This is a genomic window from Micromonospora sp. NPDC023956 (assembly GCF_040639195.1).
GTDB lineage: Bacteria > Actinomycetota > Actinomycetes > Mycobacteriales > Micromonosporaceae > Micromonospora.
In genome coordinates this window covers 16,187-38,649 of the sequence record NZ_JBEZZN010000026.1, presented here as the reverse complement: position 1 = coordinate 38,649, position 22,463 = coordinate 16,187, and the positions used below count along the sequence as shown (strand labels likewise).

The 22,463-nt window shown below is 73.5% G+C and carries 19 protein-coding genes and 1 pseudogene; 17 read left to right on the top strand and 3 right to left on the bottom strand.

Going from position 1 to position 22,463, the window contains the following annotated elements; genetic code table 11:
• Window positions 1–107 precede the first annotated feature (107 nt).
• Together AB0F58_RS29075 and AB0F58_RS29070 are read left to right on the top strand one after the other, a co-directional pair.
• Window positions 108–1,682, top strand: a complete 1,575-nt coding sequence (locus AB0F58_RS29075; protein ID WP_357149765.1) for a right-handed parallel beta-helix repeat-containing protein — start codon at window positions 108–110, stop codon at window positions 1,680–1,682.
• 208 nt (window positions 1,683–1,890) lie between these two features.
• Window positions 1,891–2,856 carry an aldo/keto reductase gene (locus tag AB0F58_RS29070; protein ID WP_357149762.1) on the top strand — a complete coding sequence of 322 codons (966 nt, stop codon included), beginning with the start codon at window positions 1,891–1,893 and terminating at the stop codon, window positions 2,854–2,856.
• Window positions 2,857–3,013: 157 nt separating this feature from the next.
• On the opposite strand, the gene AB0F58_RS29065 is transcribed toward AB0F58_RS29070, so the two are convergent.
• On the bottom strand, window positions 3,014–3,544 hold the full coding sequence (locus AB0F58_RS29065) for a GNAT family N-acetyltransferase (RefSeq protein WP_357149758.1): 531 nt from the start codon (window positions 3,542–3,544) through the stop codon (window positions 3,014–3,016).
• Between the two features lie 108 nt (window positions 3,545–3,652).
• On the opposite strand from AB0F58_RS29065, the gene AB0F58_RS29060 reads away from it, so the two are divergent.
• From AB0F58_RS29060 to AB0F58_RS29050, 3 genes are all read left to right on the top strand, one after another.
• Complete coding sequence (locus tag AB0F58_RS29060; RefSeq protein WP_357149755.1) at window positions 3,653–5,092, top strand: sigma 54-interacting transcriptional regulator; 1,440 nt, start codon at window positions 3,653–3,655, stop codon at window positions 5,090–5,092.
• 81 nt (window positions 5,093–5,173) lie between these two features.
• A complete protein-coding gene (locus AB0F58_RS29055; RefSeq protein ID WP_357149752.1) occupies window positions 5,174–7,126 on the top strand; it encodes a hypothetical protein in 1,953 nt (650 codons plus the stop codon).
• Between the two features lie 68 nt (window positions 7,127–7,194).
• Entirely contained in the window at window positions 7,195–7,662 is a 468-nt protein-coding gene (locus AB0F58_RS29050; RefSeq protein ID WP_357149749.1) for a hypothetical protein, read from the top strand.
• 98 nt (window positions 7,663–7,760) lie between these two features.
• Here the strand turns inward: AB0F58_RS29050 and AB0F58_RS29045 are convergent, their stop codons facing one another.
• Window positions 7,761–8,045, bottom strand: coding sequence for a DUF427 domain-containing protein (locus tag AB0F58_RS29045; protein WP_357149746.1), 285 nt, complete (start codon window positions 8,043–8,045; stop codon window positions 7,761–7,763).
• A gap of 336 nt (window positions 8,046–8,381) precedes the next feature.
• Here AB0F58_RS29045 and rox point away from each other — a divergent pair, with 336 nt between their 5' ends.
• From rox to AB0F58_RS28985, 12 genes are all read left to right on the top strand, one after another.
• Window positions 8,382–9,806, top strand: coding sequence for a rifampin monooxygenase (rox, locus tag AB0F58_RS29040; protein WP_357149743.1), 1,425 nt, complete (start codon window positions 8,382–8,384; stop codon window positions 9,804–9,806).
• 116 nt (window positions 9,807–9,922) lie between these two features.
• Window positions 9,923–11,395: an FAD-binding oxidoreductase gene (locus AB0F58_RS29035; protein WP_357149771.1), complete on the top strand. Its 1,473-nt coding sequence runs from the start codon at window positions 9,923–9,925 to the stop codon at window positions 11,393–11,395.
• Window positions 11,392–12,735, top strand: coding sequence for a class I SAM-dependent methyltransferase (locus AB0F58_RS29030; protein ID WP_357149740.1), 1,344 nt, complete (start codon window positions 11,392–11,394; stop codon window positions 12,733–12,735). Before AB0F58_RS29035 ends, AB0F58_RS29030 begins: the two co-directional genes overlap by 4 nt.
• A gap of 116 nt (window positions 12,736–12,851) precedes the next feature.
• Window positions 12,852–13,415 (top strand): helix-turn-helix domain-containing protein, encoded by a 564-nt coding sequence (locus AB0F58_RS29025; RefSeq protein ID WP_357149736.1) that lies wholly within the window; start codon window positions 12,852–12,854, stop codon window positions 13,413–13,415.
• A complete protein-coding gene (locus AB0F58_RS29020) occupies window positions 13,408–14,238 on the top strand; it encodes an SRPBCC domain-containing protein (protein ID WP_357149733.1) in 831 nt (276 codons plus the stop codon). Before AB0F58_RS29025 ends, AB0F58_RS29020 begins: the two co-directional genes overlap by 8 nt.
• Window positions 14,239–14,276: 38 nt before the next feature.
• Entirely contained in the window at window positions 14,277–14,510 is a 234-nt protein-coding gene (locus tag AB0F58_RS29015) for a zinc-ribbon domain-containing protein (RefSeq protein ID WP_357149730.1), read from the top strand.
• Window positions 14,511–14,781: 271 nt separating this feature from the next.
• Window positions 14,782–15,873, top strand: coding sequence for a hypothetical protein (locus AB0F58_RS29010; protein ID WP_357149727.1), 1,092 nt, complete (start codon window positions 14,782–14,784; stop codon window positions 15,871–15,873).
• Window positions 15,870–17,408: a hypothetical protein gene (locus AB0F58_RS29005; protein WP_357149724.1), complete on the top strand. Its 1,539-nt coding sequence runs from the start codon at window positions 15,870–15,872 to the stop codon at window positions 17,406–17,408. The genes AB0F58_RS29010 and AB0F58_RS29005 overlap by 4 nt, the downstream gene beginning before the upstream one ends.
• A gap of 187 nt (window positions 17,409–17,595) precedes the next feature.
• A complete protein-coding gene (locus AB0F58_RS29000; RefSeq protein WP_357149721.1) occupies window positions 17,596–19,899 on the top strand; it encodes an EAL domain-containing protein in 2,304 nt (767 codons plus the stop codon).
• A 169-nt stretch (window positions 19,900–20,068) separates the two neighbouring features.
• A complete protein-coding gene (locus tag AB0F58_RS28995; protein WP_357149718.1) occupies window positions 20,069–20,701 on the top strand; it encodes a hypothetical protein in 633 nt (210 codons plus the stop codon).
• Window positions 20,702–20,830: 129 nt separating this feature from the next.
• Window positions 20,831–21,589 (top strand): MerR family transcriptional regulator, encoded by a 759-nt coding sequence (locus tag AB0F58_RS28990; protein WP_357149715.1) that lies wholly within the window; start codon window positions 20,831–20,833, stop codon window positions 21,587–21,589.
• A gap of 147 nt (window positions 21,590–21,736) precedes the next feature.
• Window positions 21,737–22,021 (top strand): antibiotic biosynthesis monooxygenase, encoded by a 285-nt coding sequence (locus tag AB0F58_RS28985; protein ID WP_357149712.1) that lies wholly within the window; start codon window positions 21,737–21,739, stop codon window positions 22,019–22,021.
• Between the two features lie 59 nt (window positions 22,022–22,080).
• On the opposite strand, the pseudogene AB0F58_RS28980 reads toward AB0F58_RS28985, so the two are convergent.
• A pseudogene (locus tag AB0F58_RS28980) lies at window positions 22,081–22,398 on the bottom strand (DUF3427 domain-containing protein); the annotation flags it as partial.
• Window positions 22,399–22,463: the final 65 nt, after the last annotated feature.

The following is a 22,463-nucleotide window of genomic DNA, read 5'->3' as shown; positions in this document are numbered from 1 at the left end:
ACGTGGTGACCCGTTACGGCCCGTGGACGGCGCACGACTGCTTCGTCTCCGGGTCGGCCGGGATGGTCCGGTCCACCACGCGCCGGGGCCGGTGAGGAGAACAGAACATGATGCGGACGACACATGGCCGGCGGGTCCGGCCGACGGTGGCGGTGCTCGGGTCGGTCGTCGTGGCGGCCTTCGGTCCCGTCCCCCCGGCAGCCGCCGCGACACCGCACGCTCCGCCTCCGGCGGCCACCTCGACGGCGGTCGCCCCGGTGGCCGACGCCTGGGTGGACAGCATGGCCCCGGCGACCAACCACGGCACCGGCAGCTACCTGAAGGCCGACGGCCTGCCCGTTGCGGTGGTGTACCTCCGCTTCGACGTGCGCGGCACCGACCCCGAACCCTCCGCGCTGCTCCGCTTCCACGTCGAGACGGCCAGCAGCACCGGCGTGGAGGTACGCGCGGTCGGCGACGAGCCGTGGCAGGAGACGACCCTGACGTACCACGACGCGCCGCCGGTCGGGGCGGTGGTCGGCAGCAGCGGACCGGTCGAGGCCGGCACCTGGGTCTCGGTGGACGTGTCGGCGCTGATCAGCGGCGACGGACCGGTCTCGTTCGCGTTGACCACGGACAACGACACCGGCGTCCGGATCACCAGCCGGGAGGGGACGGCGAAGCCGGAACTGCTCGTGCCGGCCCCACCGCACCCGTCGCCGTACCTGGTCACCCGGATCGGGGCGACCACCTACCGGGCGGTCTCCCAGGTCACCGGGTACACCTACACCGGCCGGCTGAAGGCCGTGGTGGAGAGCGCGGTCACCGAACTCGACGGCCGGGGCGGCGGAACCGTCCAGTTCGACGCCGGCACCTTCGACCTCGGTACGGAGTTCCTCAAGCTGGTCCAGGTCGACAACATCGTCTTCGCCGGGGCCGGCATGGACCTGACCCTCATCCGCAACTACAGCAGCGCCAGCGCCGACACCGAACCGTTCAACACCAAGGGGGCGGTCGGCATGGTCGTCCGGGACCTCAGCATCGCGGCGGGCGGTCCGGCCCGGTCCACCAGCGACGCCCTCGACTTCGACGACGGCGTCGACGTGCTGGTGGAACGGGTGCGGGTGAGCGCCGCCCGGGGCCGTGGCATCGTCTTCGACGGCAAGAACCAGGGCTGGAGCTCCACCGGGAACATCGTGCGGGACTGCGTCGTCACCGGCGCGGCCAGCGACGGGATCGAACTGCTCGCGGCCAGCCGGAACACGATCAGCGGCTGCCAGATCCACCACGTCGCCGGGCACGGCATCCAGGTCAACCGCTCCTCCAGCAGCGCCGACCAGCCGAACAAGACCGCCGACCGGAACGTGCTGACCGGGAACGTCATCGACGAGGCCGGTCTGGACGGCATCAACATCGACGGGGGAGAGGCCAACCAGATCCTCAACAACCGGGTCACCAACAGTTCCGCCGTCACCTCCGGCCGGGACGGCATCCGGATCACCACTCCCACCGAGGTCGCCTGCGCCGAGAACATCGTCGCCGGCAACGTGGCCACCGACTACCAGACGCGCAAGACCCAGCGCTTCGGCCTGCACATCACCACGAGCCACTGCCGGGCCACCGCGGTCGGGCCGGGCAACGACTTCACCGGCAACCTCTCCGGTGGGATCCGCGACCTCGGCACCGGCACCGTCTACCACTGACCGGCACGGGGCGGGGACCCTCGTCCGGACGAGGGTCCCCGCCGGCACCGCGCTCCGGGCCCGCCGACCCTGCGCTCCGGGCCCGCCGGCACCGCGCTCCGGCCCGCCGGCCCTGCGCCCGGCACCCTTCCTGTGCCGCGCTCCTGTGCCGCGTCCGGCACCCTCCGAAGCCCGGCCGTGACCGCTGGTGGCCGGGTAGCGTCGGATCATGCGTTATGTGCCGTTGGAAGCGCCCAAGCCCATCTCCAAGATCGGTCTTGGTACCTGGCAGTTCGGCTCCCGGGAGTGGGGCTACGGCCCGGAGTACGAGCAGCGGGCCGCCCAGATCGTCCGGCGGGCGCTCGACCTCGGGGTCACCCTCTTCGACACCGCCGAGGTGTACGGCTTCGGCCGCAGCGAGCGGATCCTCGGCACGGCGCTCGGCGAGGACCGGTCGACGGTCGTGGTGGCCAGCAAGGTGTTGCCGCTGCTCCCGATCGCGCCGGTGGTGCAGCAGCGGGCGGTCGCCTCGGCGGCCCGGCTCGGCGTGCACCACATCGACCTCTACCAGGTGCACCAGCCCAACCCGGTGGTCGGCGACCACACCACCATGCGCGGCATGCGCGCACTCCAGGACGTCGGCCTGGTCGGCGAGGTGGGGGTGAGCAACTACAACCTCCGCCGGTGGCAGTTCGCCGAGGTCGCGCTCGGCCGGCGGGTGCTGAGCAACCAGGTCCGCTACAGCCTCGTCGACCGGGGCCCGGAGGACGACCTGCTGCCGTACGCGGCACGGACCGGCCGGATCGTGATGGCGTACAGCCCGCTCGCCCAGGGCTTCCTCTCCGGCCGGTACGACGCGGCGAACCCGCCCGCCGGAGCGGTCCGCAGGGCGAACCCGTACTTCCTGCCGGAGAACCTGGAGCGGGGCGCCGCGCTGATCGGCACGCTGCGCGAGGTGGCCGACGCGCACGACGCCACGCCCAGCCAGATCGCCCTCGCCTACCTGCTGCACCACCCGAACGTGGTGGCCATCCCCGGCGCGTCCAGCGTCGAGCAGATGGAACGCAACGCCGCCGCGGCCGAGATCGACCTCACCGACGGCGAGCACGACGCCCTGCGCGCCGCCGCCCGCCGCTTCCAGCCGGTCACCGGCCTGGCCGCCCTGCCCCGCCTGCTCCGCGCCCGCACCCGCTGAGGGCGGCCCCCACCCGCGCCCACTGGGGGCCCCCACCCGCCCCCGCTGAGGCGCCCCCGCCACCCGCCCCGCCCCCGGGTGATCCACTCCGTTTCGTCGATATCGGCCGGTCGGATCGGTCCGATGCCCCCAGATCGGCGAAACGGCGACGCGGTGGCTACCGACGGCTCCCTACCGGGTCGAGTCGGAGGAAGAGGTACCGGGACTCGTCCGGGCCGGGGCGAGATCCTCCGTCCGGTGCCCAGCCGTGCCGGGTGTAGAAGGCCAGCGCGCGGGTGTTGCGTTCCCAGACCTCGATGAGACCGAGGGACAGGTCGGCCTCCACCAGGTAGTCGAGGAAGGTGGTGTGCAGGACGCTGCCGATGCCGTTTCCCCAGCGGCCGGGAACGACGTGGATCTGGTAGAGCTGCCCGGCCCGGCTGGTGTCCGGGGCGGATTCCAGCGGCGGTCCCATCGCGGCCACGCCGACGATCTCGTGCCCGGCGGTGGCACAGAGCACGCGTTTGTGGGGTGACTCGATCGCCTCGGTCCAGCCTTCCCGCTGTGCCTCCCGTACCGTCGGATCCTGGACGGCGTCGGCTGTCAGCCCGCCCGCCTGGTAGTACGCGAGCCGCGCCCGGGTGTGCAGGTCGACGACCTCTTCCAGGTCGGCGAGCGTGGCGTACCGGGTGACGACCGGATCGTTCATGCGGGCACTCCTTCAGCTGGGTGGATGACGTGGTGGACGGCGTCGGACGGTTTCCGACGTACGGCTCGTGCGACGGATTGTTCCCCGGCGTGAGCTAGCTTTGGTCGGGTGACTGCCCCTTCCCCGGTATCTCCGGTCCCGCCGGCCGACCTGCCCGGCACGCTCGGCGAGCTGCGCACGGCCGGACACCAGCACCGTACGGTCAAGCAGGAACTCCGTGACAACCTCCTCGCCCGGATGCGGACGGGCGGCGACCGCTTCCCCGGCATCGTCGGCTACGACGACACCGTGCTGCCCGAGGTCGAGCGGGCCCTGCTCGCCGGGCACGACCTGGTGCTGCTCGGGGAGCGGGGCCAGGGCAAGACCCGACTGATCCGGAGTCTCGCCGCGCTGCTCGACGAGTGGACGCCGGTGATCCCGGGTTCGGTGCTCAACGAGCACCCGATGCACCCGCTCACCCCGGCGTCCCGGGCGGCGGTCGCCGAGGCCGGCGACGACCTGCCGATCGGCTGGCTGCACCGCTCGATGCGGTACGGCGAGAAGCTCGCCACCCCGGACACCAGCGTCGGCGACCTGATCGGCGACGTGGACCCGATCCGGATCGCCGAGGGCCGCTCGCTGGGTGACCCGGAGACCATCCACTTCGGGCTGGTGCCCCGCACCAACCGGGGCATCTTCGCCGTCAACGAGCTGCCCGACCTGGCCGAACGGATCCAGGTGGCGCTGCTCAACGTGCTCGAGGAACGGGACATCCAGGTCCGTGGCTACCAGCTCCGGCTGCCGCTGGATCTCCTCCTGGTGGCCAGCGCCAACCCGGAGGACTACACCAACCGGGGCCGGATCATCACCCCGCTCAAGGACCGGTTCGGCGCGGAGATCCGTACCCACTACCCGCTGGACCTGGACCTGGAGCTGGCGCTGATCCGGCAGGAGGCGCAGCTCGTCGCCGAGGTGCCGGAGCACGTGCTGGAGGTGCTGGCCCGCTTCGCCCGTACGGTGCGCGACTCGCCCTCGGTCGACCAGCGTTCCGGGGTCTCCGCCCGGTTCGCCATCGCCGCCGCCGAGACGGTGGCCGCCGCCGCCCTGCGCCGCGCCGGCCTGCTCGCCGCGACCGCCCCGGACACTCAGCCGGTGGCCCGCGTCGGCGATGCGGTGTCGGTGGTGAGCACGCTGCGGGGCAAGGTGGAGTTCGAGAGCGGCGAGGACGGCCGGGAGGCGGAGATCCTCGCCCACCTGCTGCGCACCGCCACCGCCGAGACGTTCCGGGCCCGGATGGCCGGGCTCGACCTGTCCGGCTTCACCGCGCTGGTCGCCGACGACGCCGTGATCGAGACCGGTGAGCTGGTCGCTGCCGCCGACCTGCTGGCCCAGGTGGGCACCGTTCCGGGGCTGGCCAAGGTGTTGGACCGGCTCGGCCTGGGCGACGCGCCGATCCCGGAGGAGGCCGCCGCCGGGATCGAGTTCGTGCTGGAGGGGCTGCACCTGACCCGCCGGTTGGGCAAGGACGTCACCGAGGACGGCAGGACCCGCTACGGCGGGCGGGGCTGAGCCCGGACGGTAGCTGAGCAGGGACCGAGACGACCGGGTCGCCACGGCGGCCGGGCCGGTGCGAGGAAGGTGGGGGAGGGCATGGCTGGCAACCGGTTCCGGTACGGGCAGTGGCGGGGCGGGCCCGACCCGCTCGCGCCCCCGTACGACGTGCGGGCGGCCGTCGACCAGGTCGGCGCGGAGGTGTTGGCCGGCGGGAGCCTGCGCGAGTCACTGCGGAACCTGCTGCGCCGGGGGCCGCAGGGACGGCGTGGCCTGGACGACCTGGTCGCCCGCGCCCGCCGGTTGCGCCGCGAGGCGCTGCGCCGGGGGGATCTGGACGGGGCGGTGACCCGCGCCCGGGCGCTGCTCGACCAGGCGCTCGCCGCCGAGCGGGACGAGCTGCGCGGGCGGGACGGCGACGACGCCCGGTTCGCCGAGGCGATGCTGGACAACCTCCCCCGGTCCACCGCCCGTGCGGTCGAGGAGTTGGCGGCGTACGACTGGGCCAGCGGCGAGGCCCGGCAGACGTACCAGCGGATTCTCGACGGGCTGCGCGGCGAGGTGTTGGAGCAGCGGTTCGCCGGGCTGCGCAACGCCGCGCGGGCCGCCGCGGACCCCCGGGTGCAGCAGCAGCTCGCCGAGATGATGCGGGACCTCAACGACCTGCTGGCCCGGCACGCCCGCGCGGAGGACACCACCGACGCGTTCGCCGAGTTCATGCGCCGGCACGGCGACTTCTTCCCGGAACAGCCGCGCGACGTCGACGAGCTGGTGGACGTGCTGGCCCGCCGGTCGGCGGCGGGGGAACGGCTGCTGCGGTCGCTGTCGGACCGGCAGCGGGAGGAACTGGCCGGGCTGATGCGGCAGTCCCTCGGCGACCGGCTCTCCGGTGAGCTGGCCGCACTCGACGCCAACCTGCGGGCGCTCCGGCCGGAGCTGGGCTGGGCGCGGGGCGAGCGGGTCCGGGGCGACCAGCCGTTGGGCTACGGCGAGGCCGCCGCCGCGCTCGGCGAGATCGGCGAGCTGGACGACCTGCTCGACCAGCTCGGTCAGGAGCACCCGGGGGCGACCCTGGACGACGTCGACGTGGACACGGTGGCCCGTACGCTCGGCCGGGACGCCGCCGACGACGTACGCCGGCTGCGGGAGCTGGAGCAGGAGCTGCGCCGGCAGGGCTGGGTGAGTCGCAGCCCGGACGGCCTGACGTTCAGCCCGAAGGCGTTGCGCCGGCTGGCCGGCACCGCGCTGCGCCGGGTCTTCGCCGACCTGACCGCCGGTCCGCGCGGCCAGCACGACCTGCGCTCGGCGGGCGCGGCCGGCGAGGTGAGCGGGGCGTCGCGCCCCTGGCGGTACGGCGACGAGCAGCCGCTGGACGTGGTGCGGACCCTCACCCGCGCCGTGCACCGGGCCGGGCCGACGGTGCCGGTGCGGCTCGCCGTCGACGACTTCGAGGTGATGGAGACCGAGCGGCGGGCCTCGGCGGCGGTGGCGCTCTGCGTGGACCTCTCCTTCTCGATGGTGTCCGAGGGGCGGTGGGGGCCGATGAAACAGACCGCCCTGGCGCTGTCCCACCTGGTCGCCACCCGGTTCCCGCAGGACGCCCTCCAGATCGTCGGCTTCGGCCGGGCCGCGCTGCCGCTCAGCCAGCAGGAACTGGCCGCGGTCGAGCCGGAGATGGTCCAGGGCACCAACCTCCAGCACGCGCTGCGGCTGGCCGGACGCCACCTGCGCCGGCACCCGGGGGCGGAGCCGGTCGTGCTGGTGGTGACCGACGGCGAACCGACCGCCCACCTGGACCCGGACGACGGCGAGCCGGTCTTCCACTGGCCGCCGCTGCGCGAGACCGTCGAGGCCACCATCCGCGAGGTGGACCGGCTGACCCGGTACGGCGCGACGTTGAACATCTTCATGCTCGGTGACGATCCCGGGCTGCGCCGGTTCATGGACGCGGTGGCCCGCCGCTCGAAGGGGCGGCTGTTCACGCCGGACACCGACGACCTCGGCGAGTACGTGGTCTCCGACTACCTGCGCGCCCGCCGGGGCCGCCGCTGACCGTCCCGGTCGTCGCGTGGGCCGCGGAACCGCCCCGCCGTCGCGTCGCCGGTGCCTACGCTGGGCAGATGGAGACCACGGAGCTGCGCCGGACGTACGACGTCCTGCTCGCCGAGGTCGGGACAGGTGGATTCGGGCCGCCCGGGGACGGCGGGCTGAGTGCCGAGCAGATCGTGGCCCACCTGGCCGTCAACGACGAGCTGCTGAGCGAAGCGACCGAGGCGGTGCTCGCCGGCTCGACGTACGCCTACTACGACCTGGAGGACATCCACCGCCCGCAGCTCGACGCGATGGTCGTCAAGCACGGCGGCCTGGCCGGGCTGACCACCCTGTTGCGGGAGACCAGCCGGCGCCTCTGCGCGTTGGCCGACCAGCTCGGCCCGGCGGCGCAGACGCTGGTGGAGACCCACCTGCGGGAGGGGTTCGAGCTGCGGGTGGACGAGGCGCTGCCGTGGGGCCGCACCCTCGACCTGCACGGCCGGGTGCACCTGCCGCTGCACCTGGCCGAGCTGCGCGCCCTGCGCACCGGCGGCTGACCCGGCGCGGTTCACCGACGACCGCGCCGGCCCGGCAGCGGTTCACCGACGACCGCGCCGGCCCGGCGTCGTGCACCGACGGGCGGGCCGGAGCGCGGTCAGTCGACGACCGTGACGTCCTTCCAGAAGGCCACCCGGTCGCGGACCATCTCGGCCTCGGGCTTCGGGTCGGGGTAGTACCAGACGGCGTCGGTACTGGTCCGGCCGTCGTGTTCCAGGCTCAGGTAGGAGGCGGTGCCCTTCCAGGGGCAGCGGGTGTGGGTGGCGGACTCACGCACCAGGTCGTCGCGGAGCGCGGCGCGGGGGAAGTAGTGGTTGCCCTCCACCACCACCGTGTCGTCGCTGTCGGCGATCACCAGGTCGTTCCAGACGGCTTTCGGCATGCGTCCAGGCTATGCCCCGCCGGTCGGCCGAAACCATGGCCCGTCGGCCGGAGCGTCGCCCGCCGTGCCTGCTCGGGTTCGGGATCGGGGGTCGGAGAAAAAGCAAAGGCAAGGAGGTCGTCCACTCCTTGCCACTCTCAACATATAGCGCACCGGGGGTCTTGCCGCAAGACCCGGGTCGTGCCGCAGAATTGTCGGCCGAGGCCGGGACCTGCGGAAATCAATGTTTCGTGTGCGATCAACCGGGACGTGGCGCGCAGGCGCGGATGTGCGGATGTGCGCCGCCGGTTGTGCGGAGCGGCTGGCCATTTTTCCCTCTCGCCGAATGGGAGTTTCATGATTGACGTGATCGTGGTCGGCGCTGGACCGACCGGTCTGCTGCTGGCCAGTGAACTGCGGCTGCAGGGCGTGCACACGCTCGTGGTGGAGAAGGAGCCGGAGCCGAGCAGGAATGTCCGCGCGCTCGGCCTGCACGTACGCAGCATCGAGGTGATGGACCAGCGCGGTCTGCTGGAGCGGTTCCTCGCACTCGGCCAGCAGCACCCGCTCGGCGGTTTCTTCGCCGGCATCGTCAAGCCCTCGCCCGAGTTGGACACCGCGCACGGATACGTCCTCGGCATTCCGCAGACCAGCACCGATCGCCTGCTGGCCGAGCGGGCCGGCGAACTCGGGGCCGAGATCCGGCGCGGCTGCGGTGTGGTCGGGCTGAGCCAGGACGACCACGGGGTGACCGTCGAGCTGGCCGACGGCACGCAGGTGCGTTCGCGCTACCTCGTCGGCTGTGACGGCGGTCGCAGCACCGTACGCAAGCTGCTCGGCGTCGGCTTCCCCGGCGAGCCGGCCCGGGTCGAGTGGCTGCTGGGCGAGATGGAGGTGACCGCGTCACCGGAGACGGTGGCCGCCGTGGTGGCCGAGGTCCGCAAGACCCACAGGGATTTCGGTCTGGGGTCCTTCGGGGAAGGGGTGTACCGCGTCGTCGTACCCGCAGCGGGGGTGGCCGAGGACCGCTCGGTCCCGCCGACCGTCGAGGATTTCCGGCACCAGCTGCGGGTGTACGCCGGCACCGACTTCGGCGTGCACTCACCGCGCTGGCTGTCCCGCTTCGGCGACGCCACCCGGCTCGCCGAGCGCTACCGCGTCGGCCGGGTGCTGCTGGCCGGCGACGCGGCGCACGTCCACCCGCCGATGGGCGGGCAGGGGCTCAACCTCGGCATCCAGGACGCGTTCAACCTCGGCTGGAAACTGGCCGCCGAGGTCAACGGCTGGGCGCCGGAAGGGCTGCTGGACAGCTACCACACCGAACGGCACCCGGTGGCCGCCGCCGTGCTGGACAACAGCCGCGTACAGACCGTGCTGATGTCCGTCGAACCGGGCCCGCTGGCGGTGCGCCGGCTGCTGTCGGAGCTGATGGACTTCGAGGACGTCAACCGGCATCTGATCGAGAAGATCACCGCGATCGGGGTCCGCTACGACGTCGGCGAGGGGCACGAACTGCTCGGCCGGCGGATGCGGGACGTGCGACTGAAGCGGGGGCGCCTCTACGAGCTGACGCACGGCGGTCGCGGGCTGCTGCTCGACCAGACCGGCCGACTCTCGGTGGCGGGCTGGGCGGACCGGGTCGACCACGTCGTCGACGGCAGCGAGGAGTTGGACGTGCCCGCCGTGCTGCTCCGGCCGGACGGTCACGTGGCCTGGGTCGGCGACGACCAGGCGGACCTCCTCGGCCAGTTGCCGAGGTGGTTCGGCGCGGCCGGCGGCTGAGCCTGCGGTCGTGCCCGGAAAGGGGGCGGGACCTGCGAAAAGCCACCGTGGACAACCAGCGGAACGGGCCGTGGTGGGCGTAAGGTGACGATGTGTGTGCGTTGCGTGTGGATAGGGTGGTTGGCCTGCGGGAACAGGCGGGTGACCGGCACGGCCGGGCGGTCGAGGCGCTCCTCCGGTCGTACGCGGCGGTGCCGCCCGGCGCGCCGGTCCGGCTGGCCAAGCGGACGTCCAACCTGTTCCGTCCCCGGTCGGCCGTCGCGTCCCCCGGGCTGGACGTCGGCGGCCTGACCGGGGTGCTCGGGGTCGACCCGGTGACCCGTACCGCCGACGTGCAGGGCATGTGCACCTACGAGGACCTGGTTGCGGTCACCCTGCCGCACGGGCTGATGCCGCTGGTCGTGCCGCAGTTGCGCACCATCACGCTGGGCGGGGCGGTGACCGGCCTCGGCATCGAGGCGACCTCGTTCCGCAACGGCCTGCCGCACGAGTCGGTGGTCGAGATGGACGTGCTCACCGGCGCGGGCGACCTGCTCACCACGCGCCCGGACGGCCCGTACGCCGATCTCTTCGCGGCCTTCCCGAACTCGCTGGGCAGCCTCGGTTACGCCACCCGGCTGCGGATCGAGCTGCAACCGGTCCGCCGGTACGTCGCCCTGCGCAACGTCCGCTTCACCGACCTGGACGCGCTGGTCGACGCGATCGGCGCGGTGACCGCCACCCGGGCCTGGGCGGGCCGTCCGGTCGACGCGATGGACGGGGTGGTGTTCGCCCCGGACGAGGCGTACCTGGTGCTCGGCACCTTCACCGACGACGCGCGCCCGGCCGACGACGGACGCCCGGTGGGCGGAGCCGGCCCGGTCGGCGGCGGGCGGCCGGGTGGTGGCCGGGGCGGGCCGGCCAGCGACTACACCGGCCGGGACATCTACTATCGGTCGATCCCCCGGCGCGGGCACGACCTGCTGACCAGCCACGACTATCTCTGGCGCTGGGACACCGACTGGTTCTGGTGCTCGCGGGCGTTCGGCGCGCAGCATCCGGTGGTGCGTCGGCTGTGGCCGGCCCGCTGGCGGCGCAGCGACGTCTACCACCGGCTGGTCCGGCTGGAGCACCGGCACGGCCTCGCCGCCCGGGTGGACCGCTGGCGGGGTCGGCCGCCCCGCGAGCGGGTGGTGCAGGACGTGGAGATCCCGCTCGCCGGCACCGCCGACTTCCTGCGCTGGTTCGCCCGCGAGGTGGGCATGTCGCCGATCTGGCTCTGCCCGCTGCGGTTGCGCGAGCCGGCCGGTCCCGGTTCGGCCCGGAGCTGGCCGCTCTACCCGCTGCGTTCCGGCGAGACCTACGTCAACGTCGGCTTCTGGGGCACCGTGCCGATCGCCCGGGGCGCCGCCGACGGCGACGTCAACCGGGCCGTGGAGCGGGCGGTGGCCCGGTCCGGTGGGCACAAGTCCCTCTACTCCGACGCCTACTACGGCCGGGCGGAGTTCGACCGGCTCTACGGCGGGGCCGCGTACCGCGCCGTCAAGGACCGCTACGACCCGGAACACCGGCTCACCGGACTCTACGAGAAGGCGGTGGCACGACAGTGAGCCTGATCGACCGTGAACAGGGGACGGTGGCCGTCCCGCCCGTACCGCCGGCACGTCGCCGGTCGCCGGGGCCGACCGTGGCCGACGTCGTCCGCGCCGTCACCGCCGGGCCGCTGCCGGTGCGGATCACCGGCTACGACGGAAGCGCCGTCGGCCCGGCCGACGCCGGGATCACCCTGGCGATCTGCTCCGAGCGCGGGCTGTCGTACCTGTTGACCGCCCCGGGGGACCTGGGCATGGCCCGGGCGTACGTCAGTGGCGACCTGGCGCTCGCCGGAGTGCACCCGGGCGACCCGTACGAGGCGCTGCGGGTGCTCAAGGACGAGCTGCGACTGCGCCCGCCGTCGCTGGCGGAGGGGCTGGCCCTGGTGCGCGGGCTGGGCTGGGAGCGGCTGCGCCCGCCGCCGCCCCCGCCGCAGGAGGCCGTCGCGCGCTGGCGTCGGGTGGTCAGCGGGCTGCGGCACTCCCGGTCCCGGGACAGTTGCGCGGTCTCGCACCACTACGACGTCTCCAACGCCTTCTACGAGCAGGTGCTCGGCACGTCGATGACGTACACCTGCGCGCTGTTCCGGGCGCCGGACGACACCCTGGAGCGGGCCCAGGCGGCCAAGTACGACCTGGTCGCCGGCAAGTTGGCGCTGCGGCCGGGGATGCGGCTGCTCGACGTGGGCTGCGGCTGGGGCGGCATGGTCCGGCACGCGGCCCGCGAGTACGGCGTCCGCGCCGTCGGGGTGACCCTGTCCCGGGCCCAGGCCGACTGGGCGCGGGCGGCGATCGCGCGGGAGGGCCTGGGCTCGCTGGCCGAGGTGCGGCACCTGGACTACCGGGACGCCCCGGTCGGGCCCTTCGACGCGATCTCCTCGATCGGACTGACCGAGCACATCGGGGTGCGCAACTACCCGGGGTACTTCGGCGCGCTGCGGCGCCGGCTGCGTCCCGGTGGCCGGCTGCTCAACCACTGCATCACCCGGGCGGACAACCGGGCCCCGCACCGCTCCGGCGTGTTCATCGACCGGTACGTCTTCCCGGACGGCGAGCTGGCCGGTCCGGGCCGGCTGATCGGCGAGATCCACGACGCCGGCCTGGAGGTGCGGCACGAGGAGAACCTGCGCGGGCACTACGCGCTGACCCTGGCCGCCTGGTGCCGCAACCTGGTGGCGCACTGGGACACCTGCGTGGCGGAGGTCGGCGCGGGCACCGCCCGGGTGTGGGGGCTCTACATGGCGGGCTCACGGCTGGCGTTCGAGCGCAACGGGATCCAGTTGCATCAGGTGCTGGCGACCCGGAACGGTCCCGGCGGGACGGACGACTACCCCCTGCGTCCCGACTGGACGCCCTGACCCCGCCACCGGCTGAAACCCGGCCGACCACCGGCTGAGGCGGCTGACCCCGGCGGTCCGCGCCGCCGTCGGCCCGATTGACAAGCAAAGTTTTTACGTACAAACTTGTTTTTGCCATGAGAGACGTCCTGTACCTCGAAGAGATCAGCCAGGCCGAGATCCTGCTCAAGCCACAGCGGGTCGAGGTGCTGCGGCAGCTCGCCGAGCCGCGCACCTGCACCGAGGTCGCCACCCGGCTCGGGCAGACCCCGCAGCGGGTCTACTACCACGTCAAGCAGCTGGTCGCGGCGGGCCTGGCCGAGCAGGTGTCCGCGCGTCGGGTGCGCGGCATCAGCGAGGGCAGCTACCAGGCCGTCGCCCGGTCGTACTGGCTCTCGCCCCGGCTGGTCGGCCGGCTCGGCGGGCTCCGCCGGGCCCGCGACGAACTGAGCCTCGGCCACCTGCTCGACCTCATGGAGGAGGTCCAGGCGGACGTGGCGGCGCTCGACCGCTCCGCCCCCGAGCTGCCCAGCATCGGGGTGTCCGGGGAGATCCGGGTGCCGGCCGAACGCCGGCAGGAGTTCCTCGCCGATCTCCGTACCACCCTCCAGGAGTTGTTCACCCGCTACGGCGGTGCCGAGGGCGACGCCTTCAAGCTCGCCCTGGCCTGCTATCCCAAGGGAGAAGAAGACCGTGACTGAGCCGATGACCATCCGGGTCCGTCTGGACGCGCCGCTCAAGACCGTCCACCACGCCCTCACCGACCCGGCCGAACTGCGCACCTGGCTCACCGAGCACGCCGAGGTGGAGCTGCCGGAGCGGTACGCGTTCTGGGGCCGGCACACCCCCGAGGGGGACGCCCCGCACCAGCGGCTGCTGCACGCCGACGAGCACGACCTGCGCTTCACCTGGCTGCTCGACGGCGAGGAGACCACCACCACGATCCACCTGGCCGAGGAGGGTCCGGACGCGACGATCCTCACCCTCACCCAGACCCACTTCGACTTCGCCGACGTGATCAACGGCACCAGCATCCGGGGCGTGCTCCAGACCTGGTGGTCGCTGGGCATCGCCAACCTGGCCGCGCACCTGGAGGGACGGACCCTGCTGCCGAAGGTCGACTTCACCTCCACCGACCTGCGCGGCGAGCTGCTCATCGACGCGCCGGTGGACGCCGTCTACACCTCGCTCATCGACTCCGAGCAGGCCAGCGCCTGGTTCGGGTACCCGATCGGCATCGAGCCCTGGGTCGGCGGCCGGTACGCCATGGGCGGCTTCGAGTCCGGGCACGCGGCGAAGGTCGTCGACCTGGAGCCGGGGCGGCGGATGTCGGTCGACTGGGGAGCGCCCGGCATCACCACCTGGGAACTCGACGAGTCCGCCGGCCGGACCCGACTGACCTTCGTGCAGAGCGGCTTCGACGAGCAGAATCCCCCGTACGCCGCCTGGGGCGGCTCCGTCTCCGGTCTCGCCGAGCTGCGCCGCTACCACGAGATGCCCGACTGGCGGCCGATCTGGCTCTGACACCGTTAGCGACCGGTTGATCGGGGTACTGCCGGGGGATGTTCCTCATCTTCGGACTCCGTACCTCGGTCAAGCGGTCGGGGGTGGTCGCCATGGTCTGCCCGCACTGCGGCAACCATGCCGCCCAGGTGATCACCCGCCGGTCGACCAGGTTCAGCGTGTTCTTCGTGCCGCTGATCCCGATCCGCACCCGCTACGTGCGGCAGTGTTCCTTCTGCGGCGCGGAGTACGGCATCTCGAAGGACGAGGCGCGCAGCCTCCCGGTCGGCTGAGATGACCCGCTTCCTCTGCTGGCTGATCGGCCGTACCCCGAGCACGCCCGACGCACCGCCCACCCACACGGTGTCCCGGCCACCCTGCACCCCCGGGCGACCCCGTCGCCGCCGACGCCGGCCGTCCGCCGGGGCGCGGCTGCCCTGCTCCCCCCGCAACCGGTCCACCGGCCGCTGACGTTCCCCCACCCCCTGCCCCGCCGGGCGGAACGTCTCCGCGCCGGGTGCCGGTGCGGGCGGGTCGGGGCCGGAGCGCCTATCGTGGCCTGTCGTGACGACCACCGATCAGCGACTGTCCGCCATCCGGGGCGGCGTGCCGGCCCGCCGGCACAACGCCCGGACGATCGCCGCGCTGACCGGCAACCCGGGCTGCACCCGCCGGGCCGTACTGGACGGGGCCGGGGTGGACAAGCCCCGCCTGGCGGAACGGATCGGCTTTCCCGCCCGGTTCGGGCAGTCCCGGTTCGCCATCAGCCGGGGCAACGCGTTCGAGGCGCAGGTCAAGGCCGACGGTGGCGCGGAGCTGCTCCGGCTGGTCGCCGAGCGGCTCGGGGTGCCGCCGGGCGGGCCGGCGACCTGGACCGACCTGAACGCCGACGACCTGGCGCAGCGGCACGAACGGTCCCGGGAGCTGCTGACCGGCGCCCCCGCCGACGCCGCACCCGCCCTGTTCGACCACCCGCTGCTCAGCCTGGAGATCGCCGGACAACGGGTGTACCTGGAACCCGACCTGGTCGCCGCCCGGCTCGCCGGCCGCTTCCACGTCGTGGAGATCAAGTCGTTCCCGGTGGTCGACGGTCAGGCCGACCCGGGCAAGGTGGCCGCCGCCGCGATCCAGTCCGCCGTCTACGTGCTGGCCCTGCGCGACCTGCTCGCCGCCGCCGGGCACGACCCGGAGCTGGTCTCGGCCGACGTGGTGCTGGTCTGTCCGCGCGACTTCGCCAATCAGCCGGTGGCGAGCCTGGTCGACGTGCGCCGGCAACTGCTGGTGCTGCGCCGGCAACTGGCCCGGATGGCCCGGCTCGACGCGCTGCTGGCCCGGGTACCGGAGGACTTCACCGCCGACCCGACCGCCGAGCCGGCGGCCCTGGTCGCGGCGCTGGGCTCCGTCGAGGCGCACTACGCCCCGGAGTGCCTGGCCGCCTGCGAGCTGGCGTTCTTCTGCCGCCACGAGGCGCGCGGACACACCGCCGCGCTGGGCCGGCCGGTCCGCGAGGCCCTCGGCGGGGTGGCGGGCGTGGCCGAGGCGCTGGCGCTGGCCGACGGCGACCACCCCGGGGAACCGGACCAGGCGGAGGCCGCCGCGTTGCTGCGGGCCGCGGCCCGGCTGCGGGCCGAGGCACTGGCCGGGCGAACCACGTGAGTACGCTGCGCGCCCTCGCCCGCGCCCGCGCGCTCGCCACCGGGCGGGCCGAGCCGGTCGCCACCGTCCGGCACCTGCACCTGACCGCCCGGCCGCTGGTCCTGGTCCCGCTGGCGCTGGCCGGCGAGGCGAACGCCCCCCTCGCGGCGCTGGTCGGCACCGCCCACGACGATCCCCGGCTGCTGGTCGTGCCGCAACCCCGCAACCGGGACCAGCGCTTCGCCTTCGCCGCCGATCTGGCCGGCATCGTGCTGCCCTGGCTCGACGGGCACCGGGGTACGACCGAGGACGTCCCGACCGACCGGGGCCGGGACGTGCGCCGGCGGTACGTCGACGCGCCGCAACTGGTGGTGCCGAACCCGGCCGGGGTCACGTTCCTGCGCCTGTTCGGGCGAGCCACCCGTTTCCGCCGGGCCGACGGGGACTACCCGGTGCACCCGTCGGTGCCGCTGCTCGGCCGCTGGCTCACCTTCTTCGCCGACCGGGCCGAGCACCCCGGCTCGTCGGCCCTGCTCGCGCTGACCGAGGCGCTCACCCTGCACTGGGCGACCGGGCAGAGCGTGCTGGAGGACCTGCACCTGCCGGCGCTGCTCGGCTGGATCGACCCGCCGCCCGGACTCACCGGCGCGCAGGCCGCCGCCCGCGCCGAGGACCCGTCGACCTGCCCGCCCGCCGGTCCGGCCACCGACCCCGACTTCGACAACGCCCGGCTGCACCCGGCGATCGAGGCGTACACGGCGGCCGGCGACGACCCGGACGCCCGCCGGACGGCGTACGCGGACCTGGCGGAGCTGCTGCGCGGCCAGCTCGCGCCGACCTGGGACCTGATGTGGCGCGGACTGGCGCTGCTCTACGCCCTGCCGCCCGGGGCGCGGGTCGCCGGCCGCTGGGACGGCGACCGGGACGCGTTCACCGCCTTCGCCGAGCACGTCGACGCGGGCGGGGCGCCGCAGCCCCGCCGGGACGGGGCGGTGGCCGCCGCGCAGAAGCTGCACCGGCTGGAACGGGCACTGACCGCGTACGCCGTCCAGCGCGCCTACGACGACCCGCTGGTGATGGCCGAGCACCGGCTGACCGGGGAGGCGTTCGTCGGCGACGTCATCCTGGCCGACCCGACCCGGATGGACGACACCGGGAAGCGCCCGGTGCTGCGCCCCCGGATCCAGGTGGTCACCGACGAGCCGGTGGCGATGCCGGTCGGCGCGACCCTCTGGTCACCGGCCCGACCCGTGCAGAAGGCGAAGGTGGTCTTCGTGAACCCGGCGGGGGAGTCGAAGACCGAAGTGGTGCTGGAACTGTCCGGCGGGATGGGACGCGGGCGGACCCCGCCGCCCGGCACGGTTCCCGAGGTCGGGGAGCGGCTCTGCTACACCACCCTGTCGGACGCGTTCCTGCCGGCCGGGGTGTTCCCGACCGTGGAGGAGACCCCGTGGACGCACGGCGGCCCGCCGCCCGCCGCCGCCGACCCGGACGCCGTGGACCCGGACACCGTCGACCCCTCGGACCGCGCGGTGGCCGCCGAGGAATGGGACTGATCAACTCCGGCACCGTCGCGTCCCGAACCGGTCGACCGGGCAGGTCCTGGGCACGCCGACTGAGCAGGTGGTCAGTCCGGGTGCTAGCGGGGGCGCGGGACGCTGGCTAGGCTTTGCTCGTTCGCCACCCGTGGCCGGTACACGCCGTCCAGCGTGGACTCAACAGAGAAAGCCGGAGCGAATCGCCGTGCCGCCGCAGGAGGTGACCCGGGACGCCGTGGGGGCGACCGGTTCGTTCCGGTTCTCGCCGGGGTCGCCCCGCCCCGGGTGGCTCGGTCTGGCCGTCGCCGTGGCGGTCGTCCTCGTCGAGGCGTTCTGGCTCGCCGCCCGGCTCCCCGCCGCCGCGCTCGTCGCCGACCTCGGCGCGCTCGCCGTGGCCGGCTGGGCCGCGACCGCCTGTGCCGGCGCGGCCCGCCGTCACCCGCCGTCGCTGCGCCGGTTCTGGACCCTGCTCGCGATCACCATGGCCCTCTCCGCCGCCTCCCGGGCACTGTGGGCGCTGCAACGTCTCGGCAGCGGCGAGACCCCGCACACCCCGCTGGTCGGGCTGGTCTTCATCACCGGGATCGTGCTCGGCACCGTCGGCATCCTCTCCAGCCCCGTCGCGCCGCACAGCACCGTCGGCCGGGGCCGGGTGGTGCTCGACGGCGTGATCGTCGGGCTCTCCCTGGTGCCGATCGGCTGGGTGGTGGTCTTCCGGGACGTCGCCGCCGCTGCCCCACTCACCCAGCCGGACCACGCCCTCGCCCTGGTCTATCCGACCTTCGACCTGGTACAGCTGACCATCCTGGCGGCGGTGGCCGGCTCGGCCCGCACCATGTGGCGGCCGTTGACCCTGCTCGGCGGCAGTCTCGCCGTCCGGGCCGTGGCCGACGTCGGCTACGTCTGGCTGCTCGCGCACCACAGTTACGTCCCCGGGCACCTGGTCGACCTGGGCTGGCCGCTGACCTGCCTGCTGGTGGGCCTGGCCACCCGCTACCCGCCGCCGGCCGAGGGGGTGGACACCGACGAGACCATCGTCCCGCCGGCACCGGCCTGGTGGCGGGCGGCCCTGCCGTACCTGCCGGTGGGCGGGGCGATCGTCGCCGTTCTGCTGGCCCGCCGTCCCACCGGCCAGACGCCGCCGCTGATCCTGCTCTGCGTGCTGGGCCTGCTGGCCGTGCTGGCCCTGCGGCAGGGGCTCGCCGCCAACGAGAACCTGCGACTGGTCGCCCAGCTCCGCCAACTCGCCTACGCCGACCAGCTCACCGGACTGCCGAACCGGCTGATGTTCACCCGCCGGCTGCGCCGGGCCATCCGGGAGGAGTCACCGGTCTCCGTCCTGCTGCTCGACCTCGACGGCTTCAAACAGGTCAACGACCGGTTCGGGCACGCCACCGGGGACGCGTTGCTGGTCAGCATCGCCGACCGGATGCGCGACGCGGTGGACGGCGACGGCACGGTGGCCCGCCTCGGCGGGGACGAGTTCGCCGTCCTGGTCGACGCCGACCGGCCGGTCTCCGCCGAACGGCTGGCCGAGCGGCTGCTCACCGCGCTGCGCCCGGCCGACGACGAGGAGGACGTCGGCACCCACCCGTCGGCCAGCATCGGCATCGCCGAGTACGGCCCCCAGCACGCCACCCACAGCGACCTGCTCCGCGACGCCGACATCGCGATGTACGCGGCGAAGGCGGCCGGCAAATCCGCGTACCGGATCTGCACCCCGGCGCTGCGCGAGTCGGCGGTGAGCCGGGCCGAACTCATCGCCGAACTGCGCCGGGCGGTCGACGAGGGCCAGCTGGAACTGGAGTTCCAACCGATCGTCGACCTGCGGACCGGCCAGGTCCGCAGCGCCGAGGCGCTGGTGCGCTGGCGGCACCCCCGGCTCGGGATGCTGTCGCCGGGCCGGTTCCTGCCGATCGCCGAGGAGACCGGCCTGATCCTGCCCATCGACCGTTGGGTGATCCACGAGGCGTGCCGGGCGGCGGCCGTCTGGCGACGCGTCGCCCCGGACGCGACGGTCGCGGTGAACATCGCCGCGGCCCACCTGCGTCGCCCCGACCTGATCGCCACGGTCACCGGGGCGACCGCCGCCGCCGGGCTGGCCCCGCGCGCGTTGACCCTGGAACTGACCGAGTCGGCGCTGATCGAGGGGAGCGAGGCGGTGCTCGACCGGCTCCGTCAGCTGCGGGAGCTGGGCATCCGGATCGCCATCGACGACTTCGGCACCGGCTACTCGTCGCTGAGCTACCTGCACCGGATCCCGGCCACCGAGTTGAAGATCGACCGGTCGTTCGTGGCCCGGTTGGGCGAGGACGCGCGGGCGTACGCGACGGTCAACATGGTCAGCAGCCTCGCCGACGCGTTCGACCTACGGGTGGTGGCGGAGGGCGTGGAGACCGACCAACAGCACGAGGCGGTCGCCGCGATCGGCTGCGCCCAGGGGCAGGGCTACCTCTACGGGCGGCCCGGCAGCCTCGCCGACCTGCGCTCGGCGTTCACCGCCTCCTGAGCCCGCCGCTCCGGACCACCCCGGCCGTCCTCCCCTGGTACGACAGGGTCGAAGGTCCCGGTCCGGTCGGGGAGCTTCGGCCCTGTCACCCACCGTGCGGTCTGCCTGACGATGTATCAGTAATCGACATGTAGACATGCGACAGCGGTAGCGACCTGGGGAGAACGACATGAAGCGCCGGACCCTCGACATCCTCTTCAGCATCGGTGGGCTCGGGCTGGCCGCCCTCCTGCTCGTCGTCGGCATCGTGCTGACCACCAACGCCAACTTCGCCCACGACTACGTGCACGACCAGTTGAGTGAGCAGAACATCCGGTTCACCCCCGCCGAGAACCTCAGCGACGAGGAGAAGAAGGCCGACTGCCTGGTCGAGAACGCCGGCAAGCTGATGACCACCGGCAAGCAGGCCGAGTGCTACGCCAACGAGTACATCGGGCTGCACCTGAAGTCGATCGCCGGTGGCCAGACCTACGCCTCGCTCGGTGGCCCGGAGCGCGAGATGCAGGGCAAGATCGAGGCGGCCCGCCAGGCCAACGACCCGGCCCTGCCCGAGCTGGAGAAGCAGCTCGCCCAGCTCCAGGGCCAGCGGGAGACCGTCTTCAAGGGCGAGACGCTGCGCGGCCTGCTGCTCACCTCGTACGGGTTCAGCGAGTTCGGCGTGAAGGCCCAGCAGGGCGCGCTGGCCATGTACCTCGGCGCCGGGCTGCTCTTCCTGCTCTCGATCGCCGGCTTCGTGCACGCCGCCCGCACCCCGAAGAACGAGACGTTCGCCGCCCCGGAGCGCGACCGCGCCACCGCCTGACCCGCCAGCCGTACGCCTCCGGTCCCGCCACCCCGGCGGGACCAGGGGCGTTGGTGGTGGCGGGCACCCGCCGGGATTGACCCTCACGTGACGGGAGGCGGCACCGTGGTGGCGGAGAAGGGCGGGACCATGACGCACACGGTGGGAGAGGTCGCCCGGCTGGCCCGGGTGACCGTACGGACGCTGCACCACTACGACGAGATCGGGTTGCTGTCTCCGGGCGGGCGTACCCCGGCCGGGTACCGCCGCTACGACGACGCGGACCTGGAGCGGCTCCAGCAGATCCTCTTCTACCGCGAGCTGGGGTTCCCGCTGGAGGAGATCGCCACGATCCTCGACGACCCGGGTGCCGACCCGGCGGCCCACCTGCGCCGGCAGCACGAGCTGCTGACGGTACGGATGAAGCGCCTGGCGGAGATGGTCACGGCGATCGAGTTCGCGATGGAGGCGAAGAAGATGAACGTACGACTGACGCCGGAGGAACGGTTCGAGGTCTTCGGCGACGTCGACCCCGACGCGCACGCCGAGGAGGCCGAGCGGCGTTGGGGCGGCACCGAGGCGTACCGGGAGTCGACCCGGCGCACCACCGGCTACGCCAAGGCTGACTGGCTACGGATCAGGGCGGAGGTGGAGGACTGGGGGCGGCGGATCGTGGCGGTGCTGGACTCCGGCGCCCCGGCCGACGGCGCGGAGGCGATGGAGCTGGCCGAGGAGCACCGGGCGCACATCAGCCGCTGGTACTACGAGTGCGGCTACGAGATCCACACCGGGCTGGCCGACCTCTACCTCGCCGACCCCCGGTTCACCGCCCACTACGAGCAGATCAGGCCCGGTCTGACCGCCTACCTCAGCGAGGCGATCCACGCCAACGCGATCACCCGGGCCTGAGGTCACGGCAGGTGGCGGCGTGTGCCGTCGGACAGCGGCGGGGGTGCTGTCCGGCGCACCCGCCGTTGTCGGAGTGCCGCCGGGCGCACCCGCCGCTGTCGGTGGGCGACGTTAGCGTGGGGGCGTACCCGACCCGAGGGAGAGGCCGTGCTCATCATCGCCGGGACGCTGCACGTCGACCCCGCCGCGCGGGACGACTACCTGGCCGGGTGCCGGTCGGTGGTCGAGGCCGCGCGGGCGGCCGACGGCTGCCTCGACTTCGCGCTGACCGCCGACCTGCTCGACCCCGGCCGGATCAACGTCCACGAACGGTGGGCCTCCGACGAGCAGCTCCTCGCGTTCCGGGGGAGCGGCCCCAGCGGCGAGCAGGCCGTGGCGATCCGGGAGGCCTCGGTCCACAAGTACCGCATCTCCGCTGTCGAAGCTCCCTGATCGGCCGGGCGACGTCACGCCCGCCACCGTACGATCATGCCGGCCGTTCAGTGGACACATCAGGCGGCGATGGTGCGGGCGGCGGCGTACACGTCGGCGGGTAGCGGGTGGGTAAGCTCCCAGAGGATTCGCGTCGGCCGGTCCCCGGTGTGCTCCCGGTAGGTCATCGGCCCGGCGTACAGGTACGGCGGTGCGCCCAGATCACCGTCGGCGATCCGGCTCTCCCGGACGAAGAGGTGCACCGTCGAGCCCCGCGCGGCGTGGTGGACGTACCGCTGCCCGGTCGGTGAGGCGGTCGACGTGGTGCTCTGCGACTCCCACTGGAACAGCCGCTCGGTGACCGCGCGATCGGCGTACATCGTGGTGGGGGAGTAGTGGTGCTGTACCGGGTGTGCCCCCGCAGCGGCACCCCGGTGAGGGGGTCGGCGAGGTGACCCGGTGG

What these genes read in the sequence shown, in the direction of transcription:
- AB0F58_RS29065 (WP_357149758.1), bottom strand. Translation starts at nt 3,544, where the DNA reads ATGAACGATCCGGTCGTCACCCGGTACGCCACGCTCGCCGACCTGGAA.
- AB0F58_RS29050 (WP_357149749.1), top strand. Translation starts at nt 7,195, where the DNA reads ATGGAGACCACGGAGCTGCGCCGGACGTACGACGTCCTGCTCGCCGAG.
- rox (WP_357149743.1), top strand. Translation starts at nt 8,382, where the DNA reads ATGATTGACGTGATCGTGGTCGGCGCTGGACCGACCGGTCTGCTGCTG.
- AB0F58_RS29070 (WP_357149762.1), top strand. Translation starts at nt 1,891, where the DNA reads ATGCGTTATGTGCCGTTGGAAGCGCCCAAGCCCATCTCCAAGATCGGT.
- AB0F58_RS29015 (WP_357149730.1), top strand. Translation starts at nt 14,277, where the DNA reads ATGTTCCTCATCTTCGGACTCCGTACCTCGGTCAAGCGGTCGGGGGTG.
- AB0F58_RS28990 (WP_357149715.1), top strand. Translation starts at nt 20,831, where the DNA reads ATGACGCACACGGTGGGAGAGGTCGCCCGGCTGGCCCGGGTGACCGTA.
- AB0F58_RS29045 (WP_357149746.1), bottom strand. Translation starts at nt 8,045, where the DNA reads ATGCCGAAAGCCGTCTGGAACGACCTGGTGATCGCCGACAGCGACGAC.
- AB0F58_RS28995 (WP_357149718.1), top strand. Translation starts at nt 20,069, where the DNA reads ATGAAGCGCCGGACCCTCGACATCCTCTTCAGCATCGGTGGGCTCGGG.
- AB0F58_RS29055 (WP_357149752.1), top strand. Translation starts at nt 5,174, where the DNA reads ATGGCTGGCAACCGGTTCCGGTACGGGCAGTGGCGGGGCGGGCCCGAC.
- AB0F58_RS29075 (WP_357149765.1), top strand. Translation starts at nt 108, where the DNA reads ATGATGCGGACGACACATGGCCGGCGGGTCCGGCCGACGGTGGCGGTG.
- AB0F58_RS29025 (WP_357149736.1), top strand. Translation starts at nt 12,852, where the DNA reads ATGAGAGACGTCCTGTACCTCGAAGAGATCAGCCAGGCCGAGATCCTG.